Source organism: Desulfosalsimonas sp. (genome assembly GCF_046483245.1).
Classification (GTDB): domain Bacteria; phylum Desulfobacterota; class Desulfobacteria; order Desulfobacterales; family Desulfosalsimonadaceae; genus Desulfosalsimonas.
The window spans coordinates 13358-36125 of record NZ_JAWODO010000005.1 but is presented as its reverse complement, the minus strand read 5'-3'; the positions used below and the strand labels follow the sequence as shown (position 1 = coordinate 36125).

The following is a 22768-nucleotide window of genomic DNA, read 5'->3' as shown; positions in this document are numbered from 1 at the left end:
TTCTTTTATAGCAGCATTTCGCATGCCTGTCAATTGTATTTGATGAAGCCTGAAATCCGGCATCAAACATCTTTATTGCCACCGTTGCCAGTGCCGTCGGTTTTCTGCTCATCCGGGTCTTCTGCCTGGCGGGATCTGCCGAAAACCCGTGCGCCCATGATGCTGATTTCATAAAGTACCATCATGGGGGCGGCAAGCATGATCTGGGTGATAACATCCGGAGGTGTAAGAAGGGCGGAACCGGCAAAAAAGATCAGCAGGGCGTATTTTCGGTTTTTTTTCAGAAAGGGCACGCTTACCAGGCCAAGCCGTGCCATAAACGTGATGACAATGGGCAGTTCAAAAACAAAGCCAAAGGCCAGCAAAAGCTTTGAGGAAAAGCTCAAATACTCCCGCATGGACGGCAGGGGCCGGATGGTTTCAGAGGCAAAGCCGAGCAGGAATTTGAAACCAAAGGGAAAAACCAGGAAATAGCCAAACAGGGCACCGCCGATAAAAAAAAAGGCAGAGACAAAAACGATGGGTATCATCAACCGCCGCTCGCTTTTATACAGGCCCGGGGCCACAAACATCCAGAACTGGTAAATCACAACAGGGGCGGCCAGCATCAGGCCGGCCAGCAGCGACACTTTCAGGTAAGTGAAAAAGGCTTCCGGAATTCCGGTGAAAATCAGGGTGTCGCCCTGCTCCATGACACGGATCAGGGGCCGGGTCAAAATCTGAAACAGTCTTTCCTTGAAGACGTAGGCGATGACAAAGCCGCCGAATATGGCGATAAAGCACCGGATCAGCCGGTCTCGCAACTCCTCGAGATGCTCGGTTAAAGGCAGTTTTTCTTCTTCATCCATGGCCGTGTTCGTTTTTTTGGCTCTGGGTTCGGGTTTCCGGGGCAGAAGAGGGTGAAGATGCATCGGTATCTTTGTCTTCCGGTGTGCTCTCAGGCGATGTGCGGTCCGTGGAAGCGGTTACGAATTCCTTTTTTTCAGAATCTGGCGAAAAATTGTCATCTGCGGAAGGCTTGGGTCGATCCTCTATCTGGTTGACGTCTTTGGCCACATCCTCGAAAGGTTTTTTAACGTCCTTGAATTCGTTGTCCACCGATTCTTTCAGGTCCTGTGTTGCGTTTTTGAATTCATTGATCGCTTTTCCCAGGGACCGGGCAAGATCCGGCAGTTTTTTGGGCCCGAATACAATCAGGGCCACGGCCAGAATCACAATCAGTTCGGGCATGCCGATACCGAACATGGCAATGTTCTCCTTGTTAAAGTAAGCTCTTCTATATGAGCCGCTTGGATCTATGTGATGAGATGGGCGGCGATATGTTTGATTTCCGGAAAAATCAATTCATTGCAGGCCAGTTTGCACGCATCCAGGCTCCCCGGAAGGCAGAATACGGCGGTTTTGCCAACGATACCGGCCGCGGCCCTGGACAGCAATGCTGCGGAATCGATTTTCTCAAAGCTGAGCTGGGTGAAAAGTGTTGAAAACGCGTTCATTTTCTTGTCAAATAAGGGACTGACGGCTTCAATGGTGACATCGGAAAAACCCATGCCCGTACCCCCGGTTAATATCAGGGCATGCAAGCCATGACCGGAGACGCTGTCGGCCACTGCCCGGACAATATGCTCCCGGCTGTCTGAGACAATGCAATAGCGGGCAACCCTGTGGCCTTCTTTTTTTGCCTGCTTTTTTATCCACAGCCCGCTTTTGTCATCATCGGCAGTGCGGGTGGTGGAGACCGTTATCACGCCAATGTCAATATTTTTTGGTGCGTGGTGAAGATGCTGCTTTCGTCCCATGAGAATTTTTGACCTTATGAAATTCGCCCCCGGCGGGCGGTTATCCGGCAATCAGGTCCACCCGGTCAACACCGTCGTGTTCGGTGAGCAAAACATTGACCGCTTCGGTTTTGCGGGTCTGGACAAGCAGACCGGTATAATCGGGCTGAATCGGCAGCTCCCGGTGGCCGCGGTCAATGAGCACGGCCAGTTCTATGCGTTCGGGTCGGCCAAAGTCGATGATCGCATCCAGGGCGGCCCTTATGGTGCGGCCGGTATAGAGAACATCATCCACGAGAATGACCTGTCGGTGATTGACGTCAAAACCAATGCGGGTGGACCGGACCTCGGGCTGATGGCCGATACCGGTCCAGTCATCCCGGTACAGATTAATGTCCATTTCCCCGGCAGGTACGTCCATGGCAGCCATGTTGGCAATCTGCTGCCGGATTCGCTTTGCCAGAAACACTCCTCTTGTGTGGATCCCCACCAGGGCGAGATTCTTTGCGTCTTTGCGGGAATTGAGAATATCTGCAGCCATCCGGCAGAGCGCATCTTCAATGTCTTCCGCAGTGTACAGGGTTTTGCCCGTATTCATTGCAGGCTCCTCATTTTCAGCCGCATTTGTCTGGCCGATCGCCGTTTAACGGGTTTGTCTGCCATAAAACAATTGAAAATAAACGCAGTCTATACTATTGCTGCCCATTAGATCAAGATTTTGTTTTTCTGGAGATAAGATGGATCTTTCCTGCAGCGGGGTGATTCTGGCCGGGGGGCGGAGTTCCCGGTTCAACGGCATTAACAAGGCATTTATGGACCTGCACGGGCGGCCCGTGATAGAGCCGGTTGCGGCCCTGCTGGGACAGATGTTTTCCCGGATGCTGATCATAACCCATGATCCCCTGGCCTACCTGCCCTGGGATGCCGGTCTGGTGACGGATTTGTTCTCAGCGCGCAGTTCGCTTACCGGAATTCATGCCGGGCTGTTTTATTCCCCGACCCCCTATATTTTTTCTGTTGCCTGTGATACCCCCTTTATCCGGAGATCCGTGGTGGAACTGGTGTTATCCGAACTGGAGCCGGGCGTCGATGCGGTCATGCCCCAGACCCCTGCGGGTTTGGAGCCCCTTTGTGCCGCGTATGCCAGACAAAGCCTTGCCGTGGTGGAGCGCCATCTCCGGCAAGAAAAATTCAAGATCCGGCGGGTGTTTGAAAATCTCCGGGTCAAGGTGATTCCGGCGGAAAAAGTCATGGAGGCAGATCCAAATCTGGATACGTTTTTTAACATTAACACACCGGCGGACCTGGAAACCGCAAGATCCCGCCTTGAAAAACAGAAAAAAGGACCTTAATACAATGGACCAGAACCGGCTTATAAACCAGATCAAGACATCTGGGGACTATGACCGGGTGGGCATGATCCTGACCCACCAAGGCGTTGTCCGGGCCACCTCCAGGGACGGCCGCCCCGTGTCCGGGGTGCGGCTGGAAGTCAACCGGGACCGGATCAAGGAGATTATTGATACAGAAAAGCAGCAGCCCGGGATTGTGGAAATCCTGGTGGAAATCACGGAAACAGCCGAGCTGGCGGTGGGCGATGATATCATGCTCATTGCCGTGGCCGGCGATTTCCGGGAAAACGTGCTGGCCTGCATGGCCCGGATGATTGATGCGGTCAAAAAGCGCGTGACCGCCAAAACCGAGTATTTTGAGTAAAAACAGCAGGAGGGCGCTATAGATGGCGCAATTTACCCACCTGGATCAGCATGGACGGGTGCGGATGGTGGATGTGGGCGGAAAGGGTGTCTCCAGCCGCCAGGCCGTTGCCCGGGCCGTGGTTTCCATGCAGGCCGCCACGTTTGAAAAAATTGTGTCCAACCAGGGCCGCAAGGGAAATGTCCTGGAAACTGCCAGGATCGCCGGTATCATGGCCGCCAAGCAGACCCATTTGCTTATTCCCATGTGCCATCCCATTCAGATCCGGCACGTGCAGGTGGATTTTTACCCGGACAAGGATGCCGGCTGTTTTGAAATCCGGGCCGCAGTCCGGGCAGACGACCGAACCGGTGTGGAAATGGAGGCAATGACAGCCGCATCTGTTGCAGCACTGACCGTCTATGACATGTGCAAGTCCCATGACCGGGCCATGACCATTTCAGAGGTGTGCCTTGTGGAAAAATCCGGCGGCAAAAGCGGTCATTTTGTCCGGAGTCCCGAATCCTCGCAGGATTCAGGCGCGTGAATTTCCGGGTGTGTGATTTCTGATGCGTATTTCCGTTTCCCTTGAAATTCTGTACCTGGCTGCCGGCATAGCTGCCGGTGCTCTGGCCGTGCTCCTTGTTTTGGGCATTGTCCTGTACAGGCTGCGGGCCCGGCACAATCAGCTATATCGGCGGTACACCCAGTGCCGCACGGAGTTGAGCGCAGTCCGGGAAAAATCAGCCATGCTCGAACAGGCCCGGGACCGGATGGCGGAAAGTTTTTCTGCCCTGTCCGCCCGGGCCCTGCAGGCAAACAACCAAGCATTCATGAACCTGGCCAAAACTACGTTTTCCCGGTACTTAGACGCGGCAAAGACAGACATGGAAGGCCGCAGCAGGGCAGTTGGCGACATGGTTCAGCCCCTGGTCGACACCCTGGAAAAATACGAGCAAAAGGTCCGGGAAATGGAGCAGGCCCGCCAGCAGGCCTACGGCAGCCTCACAGAGCAGGTTTCCTCCATGGCCCGCACCCAGCAGGATCTGCAGCGAGAAACCGGACGGCTGGTGCAGGCCCTGCGTCTTCCCCAGGTACGGGGACGCTGGGGGGAGATGACGTTGCGCCGGGTGGCCGAGATTGCGGGCATGCAGGATCATTGCGATTTTTACCAGCAGCCCTCTGTTGCCACTGAAGACGGGATGCTGCGGCCGGATATGATTGTCCGGCTGCCGGGGGGGCGTCAAGTGGTCATTGACGCAAAGGTGCCCTTGTCGGCTTATCTCGATTCTCTCGATAACGGGGATGAGGAAAATACTCAACAACCCCTTGACCGCCATGCAGCCCAGGTCAAAAGTCACATGAACCGCCTGGCCCAGAAGGCTTACTGGCGGCAGTTTGAGACCACACCCGAGTTCGTGGTGCTTTTTATGCCGGGGGAGAATTTCTTCAGCGCAGCCCTGTCCTGCCAGCCCGGCTTAATTGAGGAGGGGGCGGCCAAAGGTGTGATTCTGGCAACGCCCACAACCCTGATTACATTGCTCAAAACCGTGGCCTATTCCTGGCGCCAGGAATCAGCGGTGGAAAACGCCAGGGCGGCCATTGATCTGGGAAGCGAACTTTACGGGCGGATTTACTCCATGGTCCGGCATTTCAACCAATTGGGGCGGGATCTGGATAAAAGCGTTGCTGCTTACAACAAGACCGTTGGCACCCTGGAACGCCGGGTGCTGGTATCCGCCCGCCGTTTCCGGGAAATGGGCGTGGTGGAAGATGACCGCAAGGATTTAAATCCGCCCGGGCCGGTGGACAACAAGGCCAGGCAGATGGAAACGGACAGCGCGGAGGAAAATGACACGGATGAGTAATGAACGGCGGTCTGTCCCGGTTTTTGTGTTTCAGCGGCTGATAGCCGCAGCCTTATTTGCCGCCCTGTGGGCGCTTCCGGCACTGGCATGCGCGCAAATGACCGAAGTGCCGGCATCCAGACATCCCGTGTTTGCCGATGATCTCGACTATGCAGGGCTTTGCCGGGCCATCGGGCAAACCATTGCCTATTACGAAAAATTGCCCCTCTCCCGCAGGATGGCTTACGGCCCGGATACTTACGCGGTGGAAGATTTGATCTCCGGATTGCGCCGGTTTGAACAGTTTATTGAAAAGAAGCCTTCTGCAGGTGGGGTAAAGAAATTTTTGCAGAAAAACGCCCGGGTCTATGCCCACGTCGAGCAAAGCGAGCCGGTTTCGGTTCTGTTTACAGGCTATTATGAACCCGTGATCGAAGGCAGCAGAAAAAAAACGGATTTGTTCCAATATCCGGTCTATGCCCGGCCAAAGGACCTTGTTGAGCTGGATCTGTCGGCATTTGATGCCGGATGCGACAGCCGTTTTGCCGTGGGCCGCCTGGCAGACGGCCGGGTGGTGCCTTATTATGACCGGCGCACCATTGATACAACCCATGTGCTCCAATCCAGGGCGGAGGTGATTGCCTGGGTGGCAGATCCGGTAAAGCTGTTTTTCTTGCATGTGCAGGGCTCCGGCCGGATCCGTCTGCAGGACGGGGACATGATCGGCGTGCAGTTTGACATCACAAACGGCCGGCCTTACAAGAGCATCGGCAAATACCTGATAGACAAGGGGAAAATTCACAGGTCCAACATGTCCATGCAGGCCATTGACGCCTATCTTGAAAAACACCCCGGGCAAATCCGGGAAGTGTTGTTTTCCAATCCCAGGTACGTGTTTTTCAGAAAAGCCCGGGGCGGCCCGAAAGGTTCCCTGGGCGTGGATCTGACCCCCGGCCGTTCAGTGGCTCTGGACCGCGATGTTTCCCCTGCAGGGGCGCTGTTGTTTCTTTGCGCTAAAAAGCCGGCACACGAAAATTCTGCCGGCAATAGGGATGCCTGGATACCTTTTTGTCGCTTTGCCTGCAGCCAGGATACGGGAAGCGCGATTTCCGGCAAAAAGCGCGCAGACCTGTTCTGGGGCTCCGGGGCCTGTGCACGCATGGCCGCAGGTCACATGCAGCACCGGGGGCGGATTTATTATCTTGTGATTCTGCCAAAATCCGGATAGAGGCCCGCCTATGGCGCCTGCTTTCGGGTGGCGGTTTCAAATACCATGAGCAGCCCGCCAAGCAATGCCAGCACGCCGCTTGCCATAAACAGGGCCGGCGCCCCGATAATCTCGAAAAAAATCCCGTTGACAAAAAAACCGATCATGATGCCCAGGCCGTAGGTGACGGCATTGTTGACCGCCTGGCCCAGGGTTTTGGCCGCCGCCGGGGTCAGTTCGTCGATGTAGAGGATGCTGGCCACATGAAAGGCCCCGTAGGAAAATGCGTGCAGCATCTGAGTGACAATAATGAGCCAGGCTGATTGGGCGCCTGCCACCACAAACCATCTCAGGCAGGTACACGCAAACGCGGCAATGAGCACCCGTTCATGGGAAAAGCGCTGAAATATGGGCCTGGAGTAAATCATGATCCCGATTTCGGCAATAACAGCCAGGGCCCAGGCAAAACCGATAAACGTGCTTGTAAATCCCAGGTTTTCCAGGTGGATGGAGAAAAATCCGTAATATGTGCCGTGGCTGGCCAGCATCAGAAAGGCGGCCATCAGAAAAAAAACCACGCGTTTGTTCCAGAGATACCGGGCGCCTGCGGAAAAATCGGGCTTTTTCCCTTTTGCGGTTTGCGGCACCTTGAAGGCCAGAATGGATTGCAGCAAAGAGCCGGTCAGGATCAGGGGGATGATGATTTGCACGGAAAAAATGTCAATGGCCCGGCCTACGCCCGTGACCATCAGGATAAAGCCGATCGACCCCCAGGCCCGCAGGTTGCCGTAGCGGTTTTTCTCCGTATCCAGAAGGTCCATTGAAAATGATTCCAGAAAGGAAATCAAGGGCGCGTAAAATACCCCGTAAAAGGCCGTGATCACAAACATGGTCGTAAAATCCGTGAAGACCAGATAAAATGCCCATATGGCTGTGCTGGTAAAATGGCAGAAAATAAATATGGGCCGGCGCATGGAAAACCGGTCTGCCAGCGCTGCCCAGATCAGGGGGAAAAGGGCGGTGGTCAGGGTGCGCATCGCTGAAATGGAGCCGATTTCAAACCCGGAAAATCCAAGCCGGTAGCAATATAAGTTGAAATAGGGCAGATAGATGCCCAGCACCCCAAAGTAAAGAAAATACAAGGTGCTCAGGGTATATTTCAGGGGTATAGGGGATCTCTGTCTTGGAACAATCATTTGCTTTCAGGCCAAACCGGTGCGTTCTGATCTGGATTGGCATCCGCAGCAGCCGTCGCCTCGCTGTCGAGCATTACAGACAGCCACCTGGCTTCCGGGCTGTTTTCCAGAGCGATTTTAAAAATCATGGTCAGGGGAACGGACAGCAGCATCCCTACCGGGCCCAGAACCCAGCCCCAGAACACCAGGGAGAGAAACACCACCAGAGTGGAAAGGCCCAGGCCGCTTCCCATAAATCGGGGTTCAAGCAGGTTGCCGATAACCACGTTGACCGCCACAAAACCCAGGGCGCAAAGGGCCGCCGGCCAGACGCCCAGCTGGGCCAGGGCCAGCAGAATCGGGGGAACAGCTGCGATAATGGAGCCGATATTGGGCACATAGTTGAGCAGAAACGCCAGAAGACCCCAGAGAAAGGCAAAATCCAAGCCCAGTAAAGAAAGCCAGATCCAGATGAAAATGCCGGTAGCCAAGCTGAAAAGGGTTTTTAAGGCCAGGTACCGGTTGACGCTTTTGGTAAACCGGCTGAAGTTGGCCAGGGATTTTTCCGGGTCTTTGATTGCGGAGCGGATTTTTTCCGGAAAACGGGCGGCTTCCAGGAGGATGAAAATCACGGTCAGCAGAATTAAAAACGCGTTGGTCAGCGCCCCGCTCAGGCCGGTCAGTGTCCGGGAGACCATTTGCATGGCCATTCCCGGATCCAGGTATTCCCGAAACATCTGTTCGGAAACCGCAATGCCCCGGTCATTTAGCCAGGATATGAGCTTTGAGGATTCGGCCAGCAGGCGTTTCTGGTATATGGGAAGGGTGGTGGTGAATTCGCCCACAGAACCGCCCACAAACTGGATCAAAAGTGTGCCCAGAGCAATGATAATGGCCATGATCAGGCCGATGGCCGCGATTTTGGGCATACCTTTTTTCTGAAGCCAGAACAGAAGGGGCGTGAAAATGATGGCAATGAATACCGACAGCAGAAACGGTACCAGAATTCCGGCGGCCGCACGCATTCCCGCCACGATCACCACAAAGCAGGCCGCGCCGATCATGAAACGGATTTCCCGTGAAAGGGCGGATTGGATTTCCATGATGTCTTTTGTCTCCGGATCAGAGGTTGTCCATATATCCAGGATATTTCGATTCCTATCAGAAAGGCGGGCATGCGGCAAGCCCTGTATCCGGTTTTGCCCGGCAGGCCTTGACATTGGCCCCGGGATTCCGTATTACCCATGGAAAAGGTTTGTTAAAGCGTTTTGCATTATCTAAAGATATTGCATCGTAAAAAGCTTGTTACCGCGTCCGCTGTTTGTCAGGAAGGAAGCCCTGGGGCCGGCGCCGGTTTTTTCGCTCCTGACCGTTTCCGGGCTTCTTCCATCCAGCCCCGGGCAATTTGAAACTTTACTCGCCCCGGCATTGGCTGAATCTATCCCGGAAACGCTCAATGTCGCTTCACAAACCGACCCCGCCCCCGGGCTTCCCTGGAAGGGTTCTTGCCGGGCCAGCTCACGGGACCGGGCATGAAAACAACGCTTTTTAAGACTTGGATGTGTTGCTTCCGACTCCCTTGGTGTGAAGCTTTGTACACAGTCGGCCATGATGCCGGCCGGGGGTGGTTTGCGAGTCGCATTGAGCGCGCAAGCGGTCAGCAGGGAGCAAACCGCCACCGGGCCGGCATCATGCGAAAATTATAGAACCAAGCACGAACAGCAACTTTTTTGATATTACTTAGGAGTCCCGAAATCTCTAAAACCGGCAACCAATAAAAAAATATATCATTGATTTTACTAAACACTGCCTGTAAAAAAGACTTTTTACAGGCTTATCAAAGATGAAAGGAAACACAATATGCTGCAGTATCGGGTACTGCGGGCTGCATTGATTGTCCTTGCGGCAGCAACCCTTTGCATGCCGGCCGCAGCGCCGGCGCAGGACGATGCCGGCAGGCCCCGGGCCGTGGTGGAAAATGCCGCCCATGACTGGGGCGCCGTTTATGCCGGTGAAAAGATCATTCACTCCTTTGTTATCGCCAATCAGGGGGATGCGCCCCTGGAGATCGGATCCGTGCGTACCGGGTGAGGGTGTGCCACGGTCGAAAAACCCGACCGCATCGCTCCCGGCGAGGAGGGAAAATTAAAACTTCGTGTTACCACCGGTTCCGGCAATGCCGGCCATGATCTGAGCAAAACCATAAAAGTAGATACCAATGATCCGGAAAATTCGCAGCTTGAGTTAAAGATTTACGGCAAAGTAAGGGCTTATGTGACCGTCTCCCCCCGCAGGGTTATTTTAAAGGGGCGGCAGGGGGAAAGCATTGCCCAGACAGTTAAAATTTTTCCGCAGACTGACAAAGGCCTCAACATCACCCGACTTTCCGCGGCCCGGGGGGTGGATATTGACTATCGCCTCGACCAGATCAGGGAAAACGGAAAAAAAGGCTATGTCCTGCACGTGGAAAACCGACGGGACAAACCGGGCCGGTTTTATGATACCCTTTTTTTGAAAACAGACAGTGACGTGGCCGGCACCATTTCCATTGTGGTCTCGGGTCTGCTTCGGCCCGGGGCCCCGGAAAAAAACAGACAGTAAGGTTGATGGCGCCGTAAAAAGTTCAATATCTGCGTTACGCGCAATTTCTCAGAATTTCACGTACGGATAAGTACGCTGCATTCTTCGAAATTGCGCAAGCCTTGATCTTGAACTTTTTACGGCGCCATCTAAAAACTTACTTTTTACGAAACCATCAAGGTTAAGGCATGACAGCATTAAAGGTTGCGGCCTTTGACTGTGACGGGGTCATGTTTGACACTGAAGCAGCCAACCGGGCCTATTACAACGACATCCTGACCCATTTTTCCAAACCGCCCATGACCGATGCGGAGTTTGCCTACTGCCAGATGCACACCGCAGATCAGGCCATAGCCCGTCTTTTCCCGGATGCCGGAGAATTTGCCGCAGCCCGGGCCTTTCGCAAAAAAAGGGGCTACGGCCCCTACATCCGTTACATGAAAATGGCCCCGGATTTAAAGGATGTGCTTTGCTGGTGCAGAAACAGCTTGAACACCGCAGTGGCCACCAATCGCGCAGATACCATGAACCGGGTTTTGGAAGAGCACGGCCTGGAAGGTTGTTTTGACCTGGTGGTCACGGCCATGGACGTGGCCAACCCAAAACCGCACCCCGAGCAGCTCTATGCCATCATGGATCGTTTTCAGTCAAGCCCCCAAGAGGTCCTCTACATCGGGGATTCGGAACTGGACCAGTACGCGGCTGAATCTGCGGGCGTGGTGTTTGCCGCCTGCGGCAATCCCGGCCTTTCTGCCGACTATCACATTGATCAGTTATCTGAGATCAAGTCCATCATAGCCAGCCGGCCATAACAACCCGGCAAAAAAGATCCGGATACAGCCCATGAGTGATGAACAACGCATTTACCTGGTCGACGGCAGCACCTATATTCACCGGGCCTATCACGCCATCCGGTCCCTTTCCACCTCCAGGGGGTTTCCCACCAATGCGGCCTACGGGTTTGCCCGGATGCTGATCAAGCTCATCCATGACCGGGACCCCAAATATGTGGCCATGGTTTTTGACAGCCGGAAACCCACGTTCCGCCATGAGCTCTACCCGGACTACAAGGGCCACCGGCCCGAGATGCCCGAAGACTTGGCCATGCAGATCCCGGTGATCCACGAGATCACCGAAGGTTTTAACGTCCCGGTTTTTCTTATGGACGGCTATGAAGCAGATGATCTTATCGGGACCCTGGCCCGCCAGGCAGAGGCGGCGGGATTTGAAGTGGTCATGGTCACCGGGGATAAGGACATGATCCAGCTGATCACCGACAAGGTCACCATGTGGGATCCCATGAAGGACCAGGTCACGGACAAGGCCCGGGTGATGGCTGAAAAGGGTGTGGAACCGCACCAGATGCTCGATCTTCAGGGTCTTGCCGGTGATGCTTCCGACAATATTCCGGGCGTGCCCGGAATCGGGCCCAAGACCGCTGCCACACTGGTGCAAACCTACGGAAGCATGGACGAACTTTATGCCCGCCTGGATGAAATCCGTGCGGGCAAGCAGCGGGAGAAACTGGAGCAATTTCGGGACCAGGCGTTTTTGAGCCGAAAGCTGGCCAAAATTGTCACGGATGCGCCCATTGCCTTCAACCCCGGGGATCTGGCCAAAAAAGCCCCGGATGCCAACCATCTGGCCCGGCTGTTTCGGGATCTGGAGTTTCGAAAGCTCCAGGAGGACTATCCCGTGGTCTCGGATTTGTCTGCCAAGGATTACCGTGTGGTGCGTGATGCTGCCGCCCTTGAGGCCCTGACGGAAAAACTGGAAAAAAGCCCCTTTTTTGCCATTGACACGGAAACCACTTCAACCGAGGCGGTGCGCGCCGATCTGGTGGGCATTTCCGTGGCCATGGAAGCCGACTGTGCCTATTACATCCCATGCGGCCACACCGGTCCGGATGCCGCCTCCCAGCTTTCAAAAGTCGAGGTCTTAAAAAGGCTCGCCCCGGTGCTGGAAAACCCGGAAATCGGAAAAATCGGCCAGAACATCAAGTATGACTGGACGGTTCTGCGCCGCAGCGGGGCAAATCTGGCTGGCGTGATCTTTGACACCATGCTGGCCTCCTACCTGATCAACCCGGAAAAGCGGGCTCATGGATTAAACCAGATTGCCATGGATTATCTGGATCACCGTATGATCACCTATGACGAGGTCATCTCAGCACAGGGGGCCAGGCTGGAGAGCTTTGCCCAGGTGCCTGTGGAAAAGGCGGTGACCTATGCGTGCGAGGATGCCGATATTACGCTTGCCGCGTATTTCAAGCTTTCTCCCATGCTTGAATCCGCGGGTTTGAGCGATCTTTTGTCCGGCATTGAACTGCCGCTGGTGCCGGTGCTGGTGAAAATGGAGGAAACCGGTATCCGGGTGGACAAAGACCGGCTGCAGGCCATGTCCGGGGACCTGGCCCAAGAGCTTGAGCGAATTGAAGCCGATATTTACACCATGGCCGGTGAGGAATTCAACATCAATTCCTCCCAGCAGCTTGGCCGTATTCTTTTTGACAAGCTCAATCTTCCCACCCAGAAAAAAACAAAGAAAAAAACCGGTTATTCCACGGACGTGGAGGTGCTCACCGCCCTGGGCCGGCATCATGACCTGCCGGCACTGGTGCTGCGCCACCGGATGCTGGCCAAGCTCAAGTCCACATACGTGGATGCGCTTTTCGGGCTCATTAACCCGGCAACCGGCCGGATTCACACCTCTTTTAACCAGACCATAACGGCCACGGGCCGGCTGAGCAGTTCCAATCCCAATCTGCAAAACATTCCCATCCGCACCGAGGCGGGCCGGGACGTGCGCCGGGCGTTTATTCCCAAACAGGGCTGGCATTTCGTGGCAGCCGATTATTCTCAGATCGAGCTTCGCCTGCTGGCTCATTACTCAGGCGATGAAATTCTGATTTCGGCCTTTGCCAATGATGAAGACATCCACACCCGGACCGCGGCCGAGGTGTTTTTCACGGATCGGCAAAACGTGACCCCGGAACTGCGCCAGCAGGCCAAGACCATCAATTTCGGCATCATCTACGGCATGGGCGCGTATTCCCTGTCCAGGGAGCTGGGCATCACCCGGAAAATGGCCGGTACCTATATTGATCATTATTTTGAACGCTACAACGGGGTGAAAAGATTCATTGACCAGACCATTGAAGAAGCCCGCCATACAGGGCGGGTTTCCACACGGTTCGGGCGGATCCGCCATATCCCGGATATTAACAGCAAAAACGCCAATATGCGTGGTATGGCCGAGCGCGCGGCCATCAACACCCCCATCCAGGGCACGGCGGCCGATCTTTTGAAGCTGGCCATGATCCGGGTGGATGCGGAGCTTTCACAACAGGGACTGAAAACGGCCATGCTGCTGACCGTGCATGACGAACTGGTCTTCGAGGTGCCCGAAGATGAACTGGAAACAGTTGAGCAGCGGGTGCGGCAGATCATGGAAAATATCGCCGAGCTCTCCGTTCCTTTGAAGGTCAACATGGCCGTGGGCAGCAACTGGGCGGCAGCCCACTGATCATCCCGGGCAAAGCTTCATCAATACCTTCCGGGCAGGCGTGCGGGCGGGCGCGGATTATTCAGACCGGGATTGATCGGGTTTTTCCGAAGGGGTTTCGCGCACGGATTTTTCCACGGTCCTGTAGATATTGCGGAAATGGTCATGGAAGCTCGAAGGCGAGACGGTTCCCACCTCAATGAATTTTACCACAATTTCCTTGACGGTTTTTAAAATCAGTTCGTCTTGTTTCATGATTCGGCCTTGTTCAACGGGGTTTGAAAATACGGAGTTTAACCACTCCCTTTCTTACCAGAAAAGACCTTGCCGTGCAATTGCTTGACAGGCCGGGCCGCCTGGATTAATAATAAAGTCCTTATGATTTAAGCCAATTGGATAAATTTTGAAAAAAAACGGGCTGCCGGTTTTGAAAAATCCATGAAAATCAGGCCTGCCCGGCCAATGCGGATAACAGACAATGAAAAACATGAGTAAAATCGGAAGAAACGACCCGTGTCCCTGCGGCAGCGGCAAAAAATACAAAAAGTGCTGCATGGGCAAACAAAATGCCAATCCCCTTGATATCGGCAAATGGTACCGCCAGAAATACAACATCGAGCTCAAGCAGGCAGCAGACATCGAGGCCATCCGGGCCGCCGGCCGGCTGGTGATCGAGGGGCTGGACATTGTGGCCGCAGAGCTCAAGGCCGGCATGACCACTGAAGAGATCAACACCCTTGTCCACGAACATGCCATGGCCAACAATGCGGTGCCCGCCCCGCTCAATTACCGGGGCTTTCCCAAAAGCGTGTGCACCTCGGTCAACGAGGTGATCTGCCACGGCATTCCCGGCGATTATGTGTTAACGGACGGCGATATTATCAATGTGGATATCACCCATATTTATAACGGCTATTACGCGGACGCCAGCAAAACGTTTTTTGTGGGCACCCCGGGACCGGAGGCGAAAAAAATCGTGGACGTGGCCGCCGGCAGCCTGAAAGCGGCCATGGAAATGCTGGCCCCGGATCGTACCATCGGCGATATCGGATGGGCCATCCAGCGCTATGCCGAGGGCCGTGGCTGCTCCGTGGTAAGAGAGTTTGTGGGCCACGGCGTGGGCTTTGATTTCCATGAACCGCCCCAGGTGCCCCATTACGGGAAAAAAGGCCAGGGCGTGGTGCTGGTGCCGGGAATGGTCTTCACTGTGGAGCCCATGATCAACCTGGGCACAGCCAAGCTGTTTGTGGAAGACGACGGGTGGACCGCCGTGACCGCGGACCGCAAACTGTCCGCCCAGTTTGAGCAGACCTTTGTGATCACGGAAGACGGGTTTGAAAGCCTGACCCCGTATTCCCTGTGACCTGCAGTGCGGCCGCCGGAAACAATGCCGGAAAAACTGAGCAGAAAGAGACTGTCAGCTGCCAATGAGCACCGGATCCAGACAACCAGAGCCCAATATGGCGGACATGCCAGCACTAAACGATGCCGAGGGGGACCGGGTTCCACATGAGGCGGGCTTTGTGATCGACGCCCATGTGCACGTGTTTCCGCAGGCCATTTTTTCAGCCATCTGGAAATGGTTTGACGCCCATGCGTGGCCCATACGCTACCAGCTCGATGCCCGGGCGGTGATCGACTTTCTGATGGCCCGCGGGGTGGGCCATGTGGTGGCCCTGCAGTATGCGCACAAGCCCGGCATTGCAGAGCAGTTAAACAGCTTTATGGCCGAGATCTGCCGGGATTTTCCGGCTCAGGTCACCGGCCTGGCCTCGGTTTTTCCCGGAGAGCCGGATGCCGCCGGGATCCTGGAAAAAGCATTTGATTCCGGCCTGGCCGGGGTCAAGCTGCATGCCCATGTCCAGTGCTTTGACCTCAACAGTCCGGAAATGGATGAAATCTGCCGGGTTTGCAGCCGGGCCAAAAAGCCCCTGCTCATCCATGCCGGAAGGGAGCCCAAAAGCCCGGCCTATGCCTGCGATCCTTATGAAATCTGCGCGGTGGAAAAAATCGAGCGCATGCTCGAAGTCCACCCGGATCTCAGGCTTTGCGTGCCCCATCTCGGGGCTGACGAGTTTTCCGCCTATGCCCGGCTCATTGAATCCAGCGACCGGCTCTGGCTGGACACGGCCATGGCGGTTACCGATTATCTGCCCATTGACAACCCGGTAAAGCTTTCTGATATGCGTGCGGACCGGGTTTTGTACGGGTCGGATTTTCCCAACATTCCCTATGCCTGGGACCGGGAGTTAAGAGAGCTGGCGCAAGCCGGGTTCTCCCGGGATTTTCTCGCCCGGCTCATGTGGAAAAACGCCCGGGATCTTTTTGACATTTCTTTAAATCCCAATGAACCAGATGCTTATGAAACAATCGCCTGACAAGGTGGTTTACGGCAGCCGCAGCGAAGTAACCGGTGGCGGGTTTTATTTTGCCTGTCACCCGGGGGTGCCCTGCTTTACCCGCTGCTGCCGGAACCCGGACATGTACCTGTATCCCTATGACATCATCCGGCTCAAAACCCGGCTGGAAATGGATTCGGAAACCTTTCTTGACACCCATACCTATATGGCCGTGCGCGACAATCCGTGGTTTCCGCACGTGATGCTCAAAATGAGCCAAAAGCAGGGCCGGCCGTGCGCCTTTTTAACCGACCAAGGATGCACGGTCTATGCGGACCGGCCCTTTTCATGCCGGGCCTATCCCCTGGAGCCCGCCCTGTCCAGGGACATGGAGGACAGCCGGCCGGATCGGTATTTTGTCATGCGCCATCCTTACTGCAAGGGCCATGAGCAGCACCAGTACCAGAGCGTGGAGCAGTGGATCGCAGACCAGCAGCTGGGCGCCTATATTGAACACAACCGCCGCTGGGCGGCCATTGATGCTTTGCTGCGCGCCAATCCCTGGGGACCCAAAGGCCTGGAGAATCCGGCCGTGAAAATGGTTTTCATGGCCGCCTTTAACCCGGACCGGTTCAGGGAATTTGTGCTTTCCAGCTCGTTTTTAAAGCGATTTGATATCCCCGGTGCCAGGCGGTCGGCGGTTGAAGCCCGGGATACGGATCTGATGGCCCTTGGATTTGACTGGATCGAGTTTCTGCTGACCGGAAAAGGACCCCTGGCCGAAGCAAGGACTGCGTAAACGGTTTTTCAGTGGACTTTTTGGGACGGGCTGCCGGTATCCAGCAGGGCCCGGACTTTTCTGAGCAGTTCATCGGTGGTAAAGGGCTTTTGCAGAAGCTGCATGCCCTCGTGGAGTACGAAATTGGTGTGAATGGCATTTTCGCTGTATCCGCTGGAAAAAAGCACCTGGATGTCCGGGTTGAATTCCTTGATGGCTTCATAAACCTGCCGGCCGTCTTTTGCGGGCATGACCACGTCAAGGACCGCCATATCGATTTTGTCACGGTTTTGGGCAAACAATTCAATGGCCGTCTCACCGTCTCCTGCGCAAAAAACCTTGTACCCGGCCCGGCTTAGCACGGTCTGCATCAAATCGCAGACCATTTCATCGTCTTCTGCCACAAGGATGGTTTCGGTTCCGCCCTTGACCCGTCCCTGGAGGTTGACCTCCACTTCCGTGGCCCGTCTTTCTGTTACCGGCAGATAGATTTTAAACATGGTGCCCCTGCCCGGCTCGGAGTAGACATTGATCATGCCCTGGTGCTGGCAGATGATGCCGTAAGCCGTGGACAGGCCCAGGCCATTGTTTTTCTCCCTTGGCTTGGTGGTAAAAAACGGTTCAAAAATCCTGGCTGTTGTTTGGGCGTCTATGCCGCAGCCCGCGTCTGTGACGCTGATCAGCGCAAACCGGCCCGGTTCGGCCCAGTCATGGGTCCGGCAGTACTGGCCGTTGATCAGTACATTTTCGGTTTCAATGGTTACGGTGCCGCCCTCGGGCATGGCATCTTTTGCATTAAGGCATAAATTAAGCAGAACCTGCTGGATATGGGCGGCATCAACGCGCACCCGGCCCACATGCCGCCCCGGGATATAGTCGATTTCGATTTTCTCTCCGATCAGACTCCGCAGCATGGATAGGGTTTTTTCAATGAGCCCGTTGATTTCCACGTCTCTCATCTGCATGACCTGCTTTCTGCTGAATGCCAGCAGGTGGCGGACCATGTCCGCGGCCCGGCTGCCGGCGGCGCTGATTTCATTTAAATACGCCCGGGTCGGGTGGTCTTGTTCCAGTTCATCGGCCATCAGGTCGGCATACCCGTTGATGATCTGGAGCAGATTGTTGAATTCATGGGCGATTCCACCGGAAAGCTTGCCCACGGCCTCCAGCTTCTGGGTATGCCGAAGTCGTTCTTCGAGTTTTTTGCGCTCTTTTACAGCCTGCTGGAGCTGATGGGTTTCCTCCACGCACATGAGTATGCGGGAATCCGCCTGGTTTTCTCCATTGTCGATGCACATGGCTGAGACATAAATCGTGTTGGCAAACCGGGTCTCTCCGGATTGTTTGTTAAGGTGGGCTTTGCGGCGGTGGCAGGCGGTGTGGCGCTCCATGGCTTCTCTGATGGCCCGGTTGATTTCGCATTGCTCGCAGGCAGGGGTGTTTCCGCACCCCTCCGGATAATCTTCGGCATTACAGCAGCACAAAACCTCGCCCGGCGGCTTTCCGGCCACGTCGTCCAAAGGCTCGGGAGAATCCATGCTTTCGGGCATGATCAGTTTCTGCACCCGCCGCCGGCTGTCGATGAGCAGTACAAGTAGATTGGTGTTTTCGTCAATCTTCGGAAGGGGCGGTTTGGGATCAAGGGACGGGTTCATGGGTCTCCTCTGGCAGTGCCATGTTGGCTGCCTGTGGGATGCAGGTGACAGAAAGGCGAATTTTATCTGCTGAGATTTATTTTTAGAAATATACCCTAAAAAATTAATTTATCTTAAAAACGCAGCAAAGGTCAAAATCTTTTTATTGGATTTTGAATCCCCTATCCCTTGTTGCCCTGGGGCAATAAATGGCGTATAAACAGATCAGGTCAGCAAGGGAAAAAAGGGCGGTACCATGTGTCTGGACGCGGCCGCGCGCCAGCCAAAGCTGTTTAAAACATGGCAGAAACGACCGTCAAGGGGAGCGTCAATGGTAATTGCCGCTCCTGTGAATGGGTGATCAAACACCACCCGTACCGCTGCCAGCAAAAGCCTGGAGCAGCCGAAGGTTTTGGCAAAAAACCGGTTGTGACGGCCGTCTCCGTGGGGCTGGTCTCCGATGACCGGATGGGAGATATGATGCAAGTGCCGCCGGATTTGATGGAGCCGGCCGGTTTCCGGACGGACCAGGATCAGTGAGTAGCGGCTGGTGGGATACCGGCTCACCGCATAGGGCAGTTCAATGAAGCCCAGGCGCAAAAATCGGGTGAGCGCGGGCTGGATGGTGCTGGTGCGTTTTTTCTTGTCTCGGTATTTGGCCAGGGGTTTTTCAATGATGCCCGATTCCGGTGTCCATCCCCGGACCACGGCCAGGTAGAGCTTGGAGACCCCGCGTTCTGAAAAGCATTGGGCCAGGCGTCCGGCGGCCTTGGGGTATAGGCCGAAAATCAGAACTCCGGATGTGGGTTTGTCTAAGCGGTGTACCGGGTAGACATGGCAGCCCACCTGGTCGCGCACCATCTGGAGGGCAAATCGGGTGTTTCTGTGCACCAGGTGGCTTCTGTGCACCATGAGCCCGGCTGGCTTGTTGACGGCCACAAAATGCGTGTCCATGTAGAGAATTTCCATGGATCGGTTTTTACCAGCCAACCCTTGATTTTGCCAGATCCAAATGCAAAATCAGACAAAATTGTCAAAAAAGGATGTTTTATGAAGATTCTGCTCACCGGCGGGGCCGGATACATCGGCACCCACACATGCGTTTCGCTCATTGAGGCCGGTCACCGGCCGGTGGTGGCCGACAATCTGGTCAATGCCAGCGAAGAAGCGGTCCTTCGGGTGGAAAAAATCACCGGCACCCGTGTGCCGTTTTATCAAACAGATCTGCGCAACAAGACGGAACTGCGACAGATATTTGACAATGAGCAGATCGAATGCGTGATTCATTTTGCCGGGTTAAAAAGCGTTGCCGAATCCGTGCAAAAGCCTTTGTCCTATTATGACAACAACCTGGGCGCAACCCTTGCGCTCTGCGAGGCCATGGCGGATTATGGGGTCAGGGACCTGGTGTTCAGCTCTTCTGCCACGGTCTACGGCAGCCCGGATCAGGTGCCCATTAAAGAAGACGCCCCGGTTGCGCCCTTTAACCCTTACGGCCGCACCAAGCTGATGATCGAGCAGATTCTCAAAGATTTAAGCGCAGCAGACCCGCGTTGGAACGCGGCCCTGCTGCGGTATTTCAACCCCGTGGGCGCCCACGTCAGCGGGCTGATCGGAGAGGACCCGGCAGATATTCCCAACAACCTCATGCCCTATATCAGCGGTGTGGCTGTGGGCCGGCTGGCTGAAGTGCAGGTGTTTGGAAATGACTATCCCACCCCGGACGGCACCGGCGTGCGCGATTACATCCATGTCATGGACCTGGCAGACGGGCATGTCCGTGCTCTGGAAAAGCTTTGGCAAAACTGCGGCTGTGTTACCTACAATCTGGGCACGGGCCGGGGCTATTCCGTGCTGGAAATGATTGCGGCATTTGAAAACGCCTGCAACAAAAAAATCCCCTATCGCATCACTGGCCGCCGGCCCGGCGATATCGCCAAGTGCTATGCAGATCCCGGCTTAGCCCAAAAGGAGCTCAACTGGCAGGCCAAATACGGCATTGACCGAATGTGCGCCGATACCTGGCGCTGGCAGTCCATGAATCCGGACGGGTATGGGAAATAAGCCAAGATTATTGCCGCAGCAGCGTATCCTTGGCGGTTGTGGCAACGCTTTTGTGGCTTTGCGGGTTTTCAGACATTCTCAAAGGAGGCTTGCATGACCAAAAAAATTTTCATCACCGGCGCGTCCTCGGGCATCGGCCGGGCCGTGGCCCTGGAGATGGCAGGGCGCGGATACGGCCTGGCGCTGGGCCGTGGTGGCAAGGCTGCTAAAGATCCTGCCCACCGGCGTGATCGCGCGTATGTAAAAGAATCTTTTTAAAGGCGTTATGCCTGCATATCGTACCTGTAAAGTGCCTGCAAAGCGAGCGATTTGGACCGATTTTCGCATGTGGGGGGCAGGGGTGGTTTGTCTGTCTGCGGCTCGGTTTCGGCGATCGTTCCGGGGCTTTGGCTGGAATTTTAAAAACTCGGGCGGATCGCCCTCAGACAGTTTAAAATTCCGGGCGCCAAAGCCCCGGAACGATCTTATGCCGAAACCGCTCCAATGCATCCAGACAAACCACCCCGCCCCCGCCACATGGCCGGCGCACTGGAAATATCCGGCAATAATTGTTTGTTGCGGACGGTTCCTTTGCTTTCAAGTAGCACCCCGGGTTTGATCATTCCGCACGGGTATCTCCAATGTATTTTTTCCAGGAGGATCGACTACGGCAATGGGTGCCAAGGAAGCCGGGAGGGCGGTGGGGCGGGTTTTTGAAGCGACATTGACCGGTTTTGCGGGAAAATTCAGCCAATGCCGGAGCCGGAAAATTTCAAACTGTTTGAGGGCGAAAGCCCGAGTTTTTGAAATTTCGGCGGAGGCGTTGGCTGAATCCGCAAAAACGATCTGGAGCGAAAAAACCCGCCCCACCGCCCTCTCGGCTTCCTTCCTGCAAACTTGCAAGGTTTTGCTGCCGATGCGGGGGAAAAGGATACATATTCAAGGGGGAGCCGGCAGGATCAGAACTCGTCAAAGGCGATCATTTCGGGTTCCACGCCGTAGCTGTCCAGTGTCTCCAGACAGGCCCTTAGCATCATGGGCGGGCCGCAGAGATAGTATTCCACCTCCGAGGGGTCAGGGTGGGACTGGAGAAAATGCGCCTCAAGACTCTGGTGGATAAACCCGGTCATCCCGTCCCACTTGTCTTCGGGCAGGGGGTCTGACAAGGCCACGTGATAGGCGAAATGGTCAAATTCTTTGTCGAGTTTTTTGAATTCCGCGTCATAGAGCATTTCCTGGCGGTTTCTGGCGCCGTACCAGAAAGTCATGGGCCGGTCGGTTTTCACGGACAGAAGCTGCTGACGGATCTGGCCGCGCAGGGGCGCCATGCCCGCGCCCCCGCCGATAAAACACATCTCCCGCCGGCTTTCTGCCACCCGGAAATCACCGAACGGACCGCTCAGGCTCACCCGGTCGCCGGGCTTGAGACTGAAAATGTAAGACGAGCCCACACCCGGCGGGGCGCCGGCCTGGTCTGGTGGCGGGGTGGCAATGCGGATGGTAAACATCAGCGGATTTGCTTCAAACGGGGGATTGGCAAGGCTGTAGGCCCTGTATACGGGCTCTTCGCTGACAGCCTCAAGGCTCCACAGGTCATACTGGTCCCAAGCCTGCTTAAAGGGCTGTTCAATCTCAAAGTCTGAAAATGACACCTGAAAGGGCGGAATATCGATCTGCATGTACTGGCCGGCTTCAAATTCAATGGCCCGGTCCTGGTCGATGTTGACAGCCAGTTCCTTGATAAAGGTGCCGATGCTTTGATTGGAGGCCACGGTGCCTTCGTATTTTTCAATGGCAAAGATTTCCGGCGGAATTTCGATTTCCATGTCCTGGCGGATTTTTAACTGGCAGGACAGCCGTATGTTTTCCTGTTTTTCCCCCCGCGATAGGTGGGGCAGCTCCGTGGGCAGGATATCGCCGCCGCCGACAATCACCCGGCACTTGCATTGGCCGCAGGAACCGCTGCCGCCGCAGGCCGAGGGCAGGTAGATCTGGTTTTGGTTTAAGGCGGCCAGAAGCGATGTGCCGGCTTTGGCTGAAACCGGGTTTTGTTTGTCCTCGTTGATGACGATCTGCTGCTGACCCTTGCGCGCCACCCGGGATTCCACGAGCAGCAGCAGAATCACCAGTACCAGAATGATCCCGGAAAATGTGCCGATGCTGATCAGGTAAATCAAGTCTCCCCCGT

24 protein-coding genes are annotated in these 22768 nt (G+C 55.2%); 14 read left to right on the top strand and 10 right to left on the bottom strand.

Annotated elements, in window-relative coordinates:
- Positions 1-62 precede the first annotated feature (62 nt).
- From tatC to pyrR, 4 genes are read right to left on the bottom strand one after another with little or no spacing between them, the layout of a single operon-like run.
- Entirely contained in the window at positions 63-848 is a 786-nt protein-coding gene (gene tatC, locus R6U41_RS00805) for a twin-arginine translocase subunit TatC (protein WP_410267941.1), read from the bottom strand.
- Positions 841-1245, bottom strand: coding sequence for a twin-arginine translocase TatA/TatE family subunit (locus R6U41_RS00800; protein WP_410267940.1), 405 nt, complete (start codon positions 1243-1245; stop codon positions 841-843). Before R6U41_RS00800 ends, tatC begins: the two co-directional genes overlap by 8 nt.
- Positions 1246-1295: 50 nt before the next feature.
- Positions 1296-1799 (bottom strand): molybdenum cofactor biosynthesis protein B, encoded by a 504-nt coding sequence (locus tag R6U41_RS00795; protein ID WP_410267939.1) that lies wholly within the window; start codon positions 1797-1799, stop codon positions 1296-1298.
- Positions 1800-1839: 40 nt separating this feature from the next.
- On the bottom strand, positions 1840-2376 hold the full coding sequence (gene pyrR, locus R6U41_RS00790; RefSeq protein WP_410267938.1) for a bifunctional pyr operon transcriptional regulator/uracil phosphoribosyltransferase PyrR: 537 nt from the start codon (positions 2374-2376) through the stop codon (positions 1840-1842).
- A gap of 139 nt (positions 2377-2515) precedes the next feature.
- On the opposite strand from pyrR, the gene R6U41_RS00785 reads away from it, so the two are divergent.
- From R6U41_RS00785 to R6U41_RS00765, 5 genes are read left to right on the top strand one after another with little or no spacing between them, the layout of a single operon-like run.
- On the top strand, positions 2516-3130 hold the full coding sequence (locus R6U41_RS00785; RefSeq protein WP_410267937.1) for a molybdenum cofactor guanylyltransferase: 615 nt from the start codon (positions 2516-2518) through the stop codon (positions 3128-3130).
- Positions 3131-3134: 4 nt separating this feature from the next.
- Complete coding sequence (locus R6U41_RS00780) at positions 3135-3494, top strand: molybdenum cofactor biosynthesis protein MoaE (RefSeq protein ID WP_410267936.1); 360 nt, start codon at positions 3135-3137, stop codon at positions 3492-3494.
- A 22-nt stretch (positions 3495-3516) separates the two neighbouring features.
- On the top strand, positions 3517-4020 hold the full coding sequence (moaC, locus tag R6U41_RS00775) for a cyclic pyranopterin monophosphate synthase MoaC (protein ID WP_410267935.1): 504 nt from the start codon (positions 3517-3519) through the stop codon (positions 4018-4020).
- Between the two features lie 22 nt (positions 4021-4042).
- A complete protein-coding gene (rmuC, locus tag R6U41_RS00770) occupies positions 4043-5341 on the top strand; it encodes a DNA recombination protein RmuC (protein WP_410267934.1) in 1299 nt (432 codons plus the stop codon).
- The gene (locus R6U41_RS00765) at positions 5334-6548 is read left to right on the top strand and encodes a murein transglycosylase A (protein ID WP_410267933.1); all 1215 of its coding nucleotides are present in this window, start codon (positions 5334-5336) and stop codon (positions 6546-6548) included. Before rmuC ends, R6U41_RS00765 begins: the two co-directional genes overlap by 8 nt.
- Before the next feature lie 8 nt (positions 6549-6556).
- Here the strand turns inward: R6U41_RS00765 and R6U41_RS00760 are convergent, their stop codons facing one another.
- Together R6U41_RS00760 and R6U41_RS00755 are read right to left on the bottom strand one after the other, a co-directional pair.
- Positions 6557-7723, bottom strand: coding sequence for an MFS transporter (locus R6U41_RS00760; protein ID WP_410267932.1), 1167 nt, complete (start codon positions 7721-7723; stop codon positions 6557-6559).
- The gene (locus R6U41_RS00755) at positions 7720-8805 is read right to left on the bottom strand and encodes an AI-2E family transporter (protein ID WP_410267931.1); all 1086 of its coding nucleotides are present in this window, start codon (positions 8803-8805) and stop codon (positions 7720-7722) included. The genes R6U41_RS00760 and R6U41_RS00755 overlap by 4 nt, the downstream gene beginning before the upstream one ends.
- A 757-nt stretch (positions 8806-9562) precedes the next feature.
- Between R6U41_RS00755 and R6U41_RS00750 the strand changes: the two genes are divergently transcribed.
- The 4 genes from R6U41_RS00750 (at position 9563) to polA (ending at position 13807) form a co-directional block, all read left to right on the top strand.
- Positions 9563-9793, top strand: a complete 231-nt coding sequence (locus tag R6U41_RS00750; protein WP_410267930.1) for a hypothetical protein — start codon at positions 9563-9565, stop codon at positions 9791-9793.
- Between the two features lie 183 nt (positions 9794-9976).
- Positions 9977-10303, top strand: a complete 327-nt coding sequence (locus R6U41_RS00745) for a hypothetical protein (protein ID WP_410267929.1) — start codon at positions 9977-9979, stop codon at positions 10301-10303.
- Between the two features lie 167 nt (positions 10304-10470).
- On the top strand, positions 10471-11094 hold the full coding sequence (locus R6U41_RS00740) for an HAD family hydrolase (protein ID WP_410267928.1): 624 nt from the start codon (positions 10471-10473) through the stop codon (positions 11092-11094).
- Between the two features lie 31 nt (positions 11095-11125).
- A complete protein-coding gene (gene polA, locus R6U41_RS00735; RefSeq protein ID WP_410267927.1) occupies positions 11126-13807 on the top strand; it encodes a DNA polymerase I in 2682 nt (893 codons plus the stop codon).
- Between the two features lie 57 nt (positions 13808-13864).
- On the opposite strand, the gene R6U41_RS00730 is transcribed toward polA, so the two are convergent.
- Complete coding sequence (locus R6U41_RS00730; protein ID WP_410267926.1) at positions 13865-14041, bottom strand: hypothetical protein; 177 nt, start codon at positions 14039-14041, stop codon at positions 13865-13867.
- A 223-nt stretch (positions 14042-14264) separates the two neighbouring features.
- On the opposite strand from R6U41_RS00730, the gene map reads away from it, so the two are divergent.
- The 3 genes from map to R6U41_RS00715 all read left to right on the top strand — a co-directional run bounded on the left by map (position 14265) and on the right by R6U41_RS00715 (position 16924).
- Positions 14265-15149 (top strand): type I methionyl aminopeptidase, encoded by an 885-nt coding sequence (gene map, locus R6U41_RS00725; RefSeq protein WP_410267925.1) that lies wholly within the window; start codon positions 14265-14267, stop codon positions 15147-15149.
- Positions 15150-15246: 97 nt separating this feature from the next.
- On the top strand, positions 15247-16164 hold the full coding sequence (locus R6U41_RS00720; RefSeq protein WP_410267924.1) for an amidohydrolase family protein: 918 nt from the start codon (positions 15247-15249) through the stop codon (positions 16162-16164).
- Entirely contained in the window at positions 16148-16924 is a 777-nt protein-coding gene (locus R6U41_RS00715; protein WP_410267923.1) for a YkgJ family cysteine cluster protein, read from the top strand. Before R6U41_RS00720 ends, R6U41_RS00715 begins: the two co-directional genes overlap by 17 nt.
- Before the next feature lie 8 nt (positions 16925-16932).
- On the opposite strand, the gene R6U41_RS00710 is transcribed toward R6U41_RS00715, so the two are convergent.
- A complete protein-coding gene (locus R6U41_RS00710) occupies positions 16933-18558 on the bottom strand; it encodes an ATP-binding protein (RefSeq protein WP_410267922.1) in 1626 nt (541 codons plus the stop codon).
- A gap of 204 nt (positions 18559-18762) precedes the next feature.
- The gene (locus R6U41_RS00705; protein WP_410267921.1) at positions 18763-19491 is read right to left on the bottom strand and encodes a pseudouridine synthase; all 729 of its coding nucleotides are present in this window, start codon (positions 19489-19491) and stop codon (positions 18763-18765) included.
- Between the two features lie 96 nt (positions 19492-19587).
- Between R6U41_RS00705 and galE the strand changes: the two genes are divergently transcribed.
- Together galE and R6U41_RS00695 are read left to right on the top strand one after the other, a co-directional pair.
- On the top strand, positions 19588-20601 hold the full coding sequence (gene galE / locus R6U41_RS00700; RefSeq protein ID WP_410267920.1) for a UDP-glucose 4-epimerase GalE: 1014 nt from the start codon (positions 19588-19590) through the stop codon (positions 20599-20601).
- 93 nt (positions 20602-20694) lie between these two features.
- The gene (locus R6U41_RS00695; protein WP_410267919.1) at positions 20695-20859 is read left to right on the top strand and encodes a hypothetical protein; all 165 of its coding nucleotides are present in this window, start codon (positions 20695-20697) and stop codon (positions 20857-20859) included.
- Positions 20860-21539: 680 nt separating this feature from the next.
- Here the strand turns inward: R6U41_RS00695 and nqrF are convergent.
- Positions 21540-22757 carry an NADH:ubiquinone reductase (Na(+)-transporting) subunit F gene (gene nqrF, locus R6U41_RS00690; protein ID WP_410267918.1) on the bottom strand — a complete coding sequence of 406 codons (1218 nt, stop codon included), beginning with the start codon at positions 22755-22757 and terminating at the stop codon, positions 21540-21542.
- Positions 22758-22768 lie beyond the last annotated feature (11 nt).

Excerpts from the sequence above, each read along its gene's own strand:
- tatC (WP_410267941.1), bottom strand. The coding sequence starts at position 848 with ATGGATGAAGAAGAAAAACTGCCTTTAACCGAGCATCTCGAGGAGTTG.
- R6U41_RS00800 (WP_410267940.1), bottom strand. The coding sequence starts at position 1,245 with ATGTTCGGTATCGGCATGCCCGAACTGATTGTGATTCTGGCCGTGGCC.
- R6U41_RS00795 (WP_410267939.1), bottom strand. The coding sequence starts at position 1,799 with ATGGGACGAAAGCAGCATCTTCACCACGCACCAAAAAATATTGACATT.
- pyrR (WP_410267938.1), bottom strand. The coding sequence starts at position 2,376 with ATGAATACGGGCAAAACCCTGTACACTGCGGAAGACATTGAAGATGCG.
- R6U41_RS00785 (WP_410267937.1), top strand. The coding sequence starts at position 2,516 with ATGGATCTTTCCTGCAGCGGGGTGATTCTGGCCGGGGGGCGGAGTTCC.
- R6U41_RS00780 (WP_410267936.1), top strand. The coding sequence starts at position 3,135 with ATGGACCAGAACCGGCTTATAAACCAGATCAAGACATCTGGGGACTAT.
- moaC (WP_410267935.1), top strand. The coding sequence starts at position 3,517 with ATGGCGCAATTTACCCACCTGGATCAGCATGGACGGGTGCGGATGGTG.
- rmuC (WP_410267934.1), top strand. The coding sequence starts at position 4,043 with ATGCGTATTTCCGTTTCCCTTGAAATTCTGTACCTGGCTGCCGGCATA.
- R6U41_RS00765 (WP_410267933.1), top strand. The coding sequence starts at position 5,334 with ATGAGTAATGAACGGCGGTCTGTCCCGGTTTTTGTGTTTCAGCGGCTG.
- R6U41_RS00760 (WP_410267932.1), bottom strand. The coding sequence starts at position 7,723 with ATGATTGTTCCAAGACAGAGATCCCCTATACCCCTGAAATATACCCTG.
- R6U41_RS00755 (WP_410267931.1), bottom strand. The coding sequence starts at position 8,805 with ATGGAAATCCAATCCGCCCTTTCACGGGAAATCCGTTTCATGATCGGC.
- R6U41_RS00750 (WP_410267930.1), top strand. The coding sequence starts at position 9,563 with ATGCTGCAGTATCGGGTACTGCGGGCTGCATTGATTGTCCTTGCGGCA.
- R6U41_RS00740 (WP_410267928.1), top strand. The coding sequence starts at position 10,471 with ATGACAGCATTAAAGGTTGCGGCCTTTGACTGTGACGGGGTCATGTTT.
- polA (WP_410267927.1), top strand. The coding sequence starts at position 11,126 with ATGAGTGATGAACAACGCATTTACCTGGTCGACGGCAGCACCTATATT.
- R6U41_RS00730 (WP_410267926.1), bottom strand. The coding sequence starts at position 14,041 with ATGAAACAAGACGAACTGATTTTAAAAACCGTCAAGGAAATTGTGGTA.
- map (WP_410267925.1), top strand. The coding sequence starts at position 14,265 with ATGAAAAACATGAGTAAAATCGGAAGAAACGACCCGTGTCCCTGCGGC.
- R6U41_RS00720 (WP_410267924.1), top strand. The coding sequence starts at position 15,247 with ATGGCGGACATGCCAGCACTAAACGATGCCGAGGGGGACCGGGTTCCA.
- R6U41_RS00715 (WP_410267923.1), top strand. The coding sequence starts at position 16,148 with ATGAAACAATCGCCTGACAAGGTGGTTTACGGCAGCCGCAGCGAAGTA.
- R6U41_RS00710 (WP_410267922.1), bottom strand. The coding sequence starts at position 18,558 with ATGAACCCGTCCCTTGATCCCAAACCGCCCCTTCCGAAGATTGACGAA.
- R6U41_RS00705 (WP_410267921.1), bottom strand. The coding sequence starts at position 19,491 with ATGGACACGCATTTTGTGGCCGTCAACAAGCCAGCCGGGCTCATGGTG.
- galE (WP_410267920.1), top strand. The coding sequence starts at position 19,588 with ATGAAGATTCTGCTCACCGGCGGGGCCGGATACATCGGCACCCACACA.
- R6U41_RS00695 (WP_410267919.1), top strand. The coding sequence starts at position 20,695 with ATGACCAAAAAAATTTTCATCACCGGCGCGTCCTCGGGCATCGGCCGG.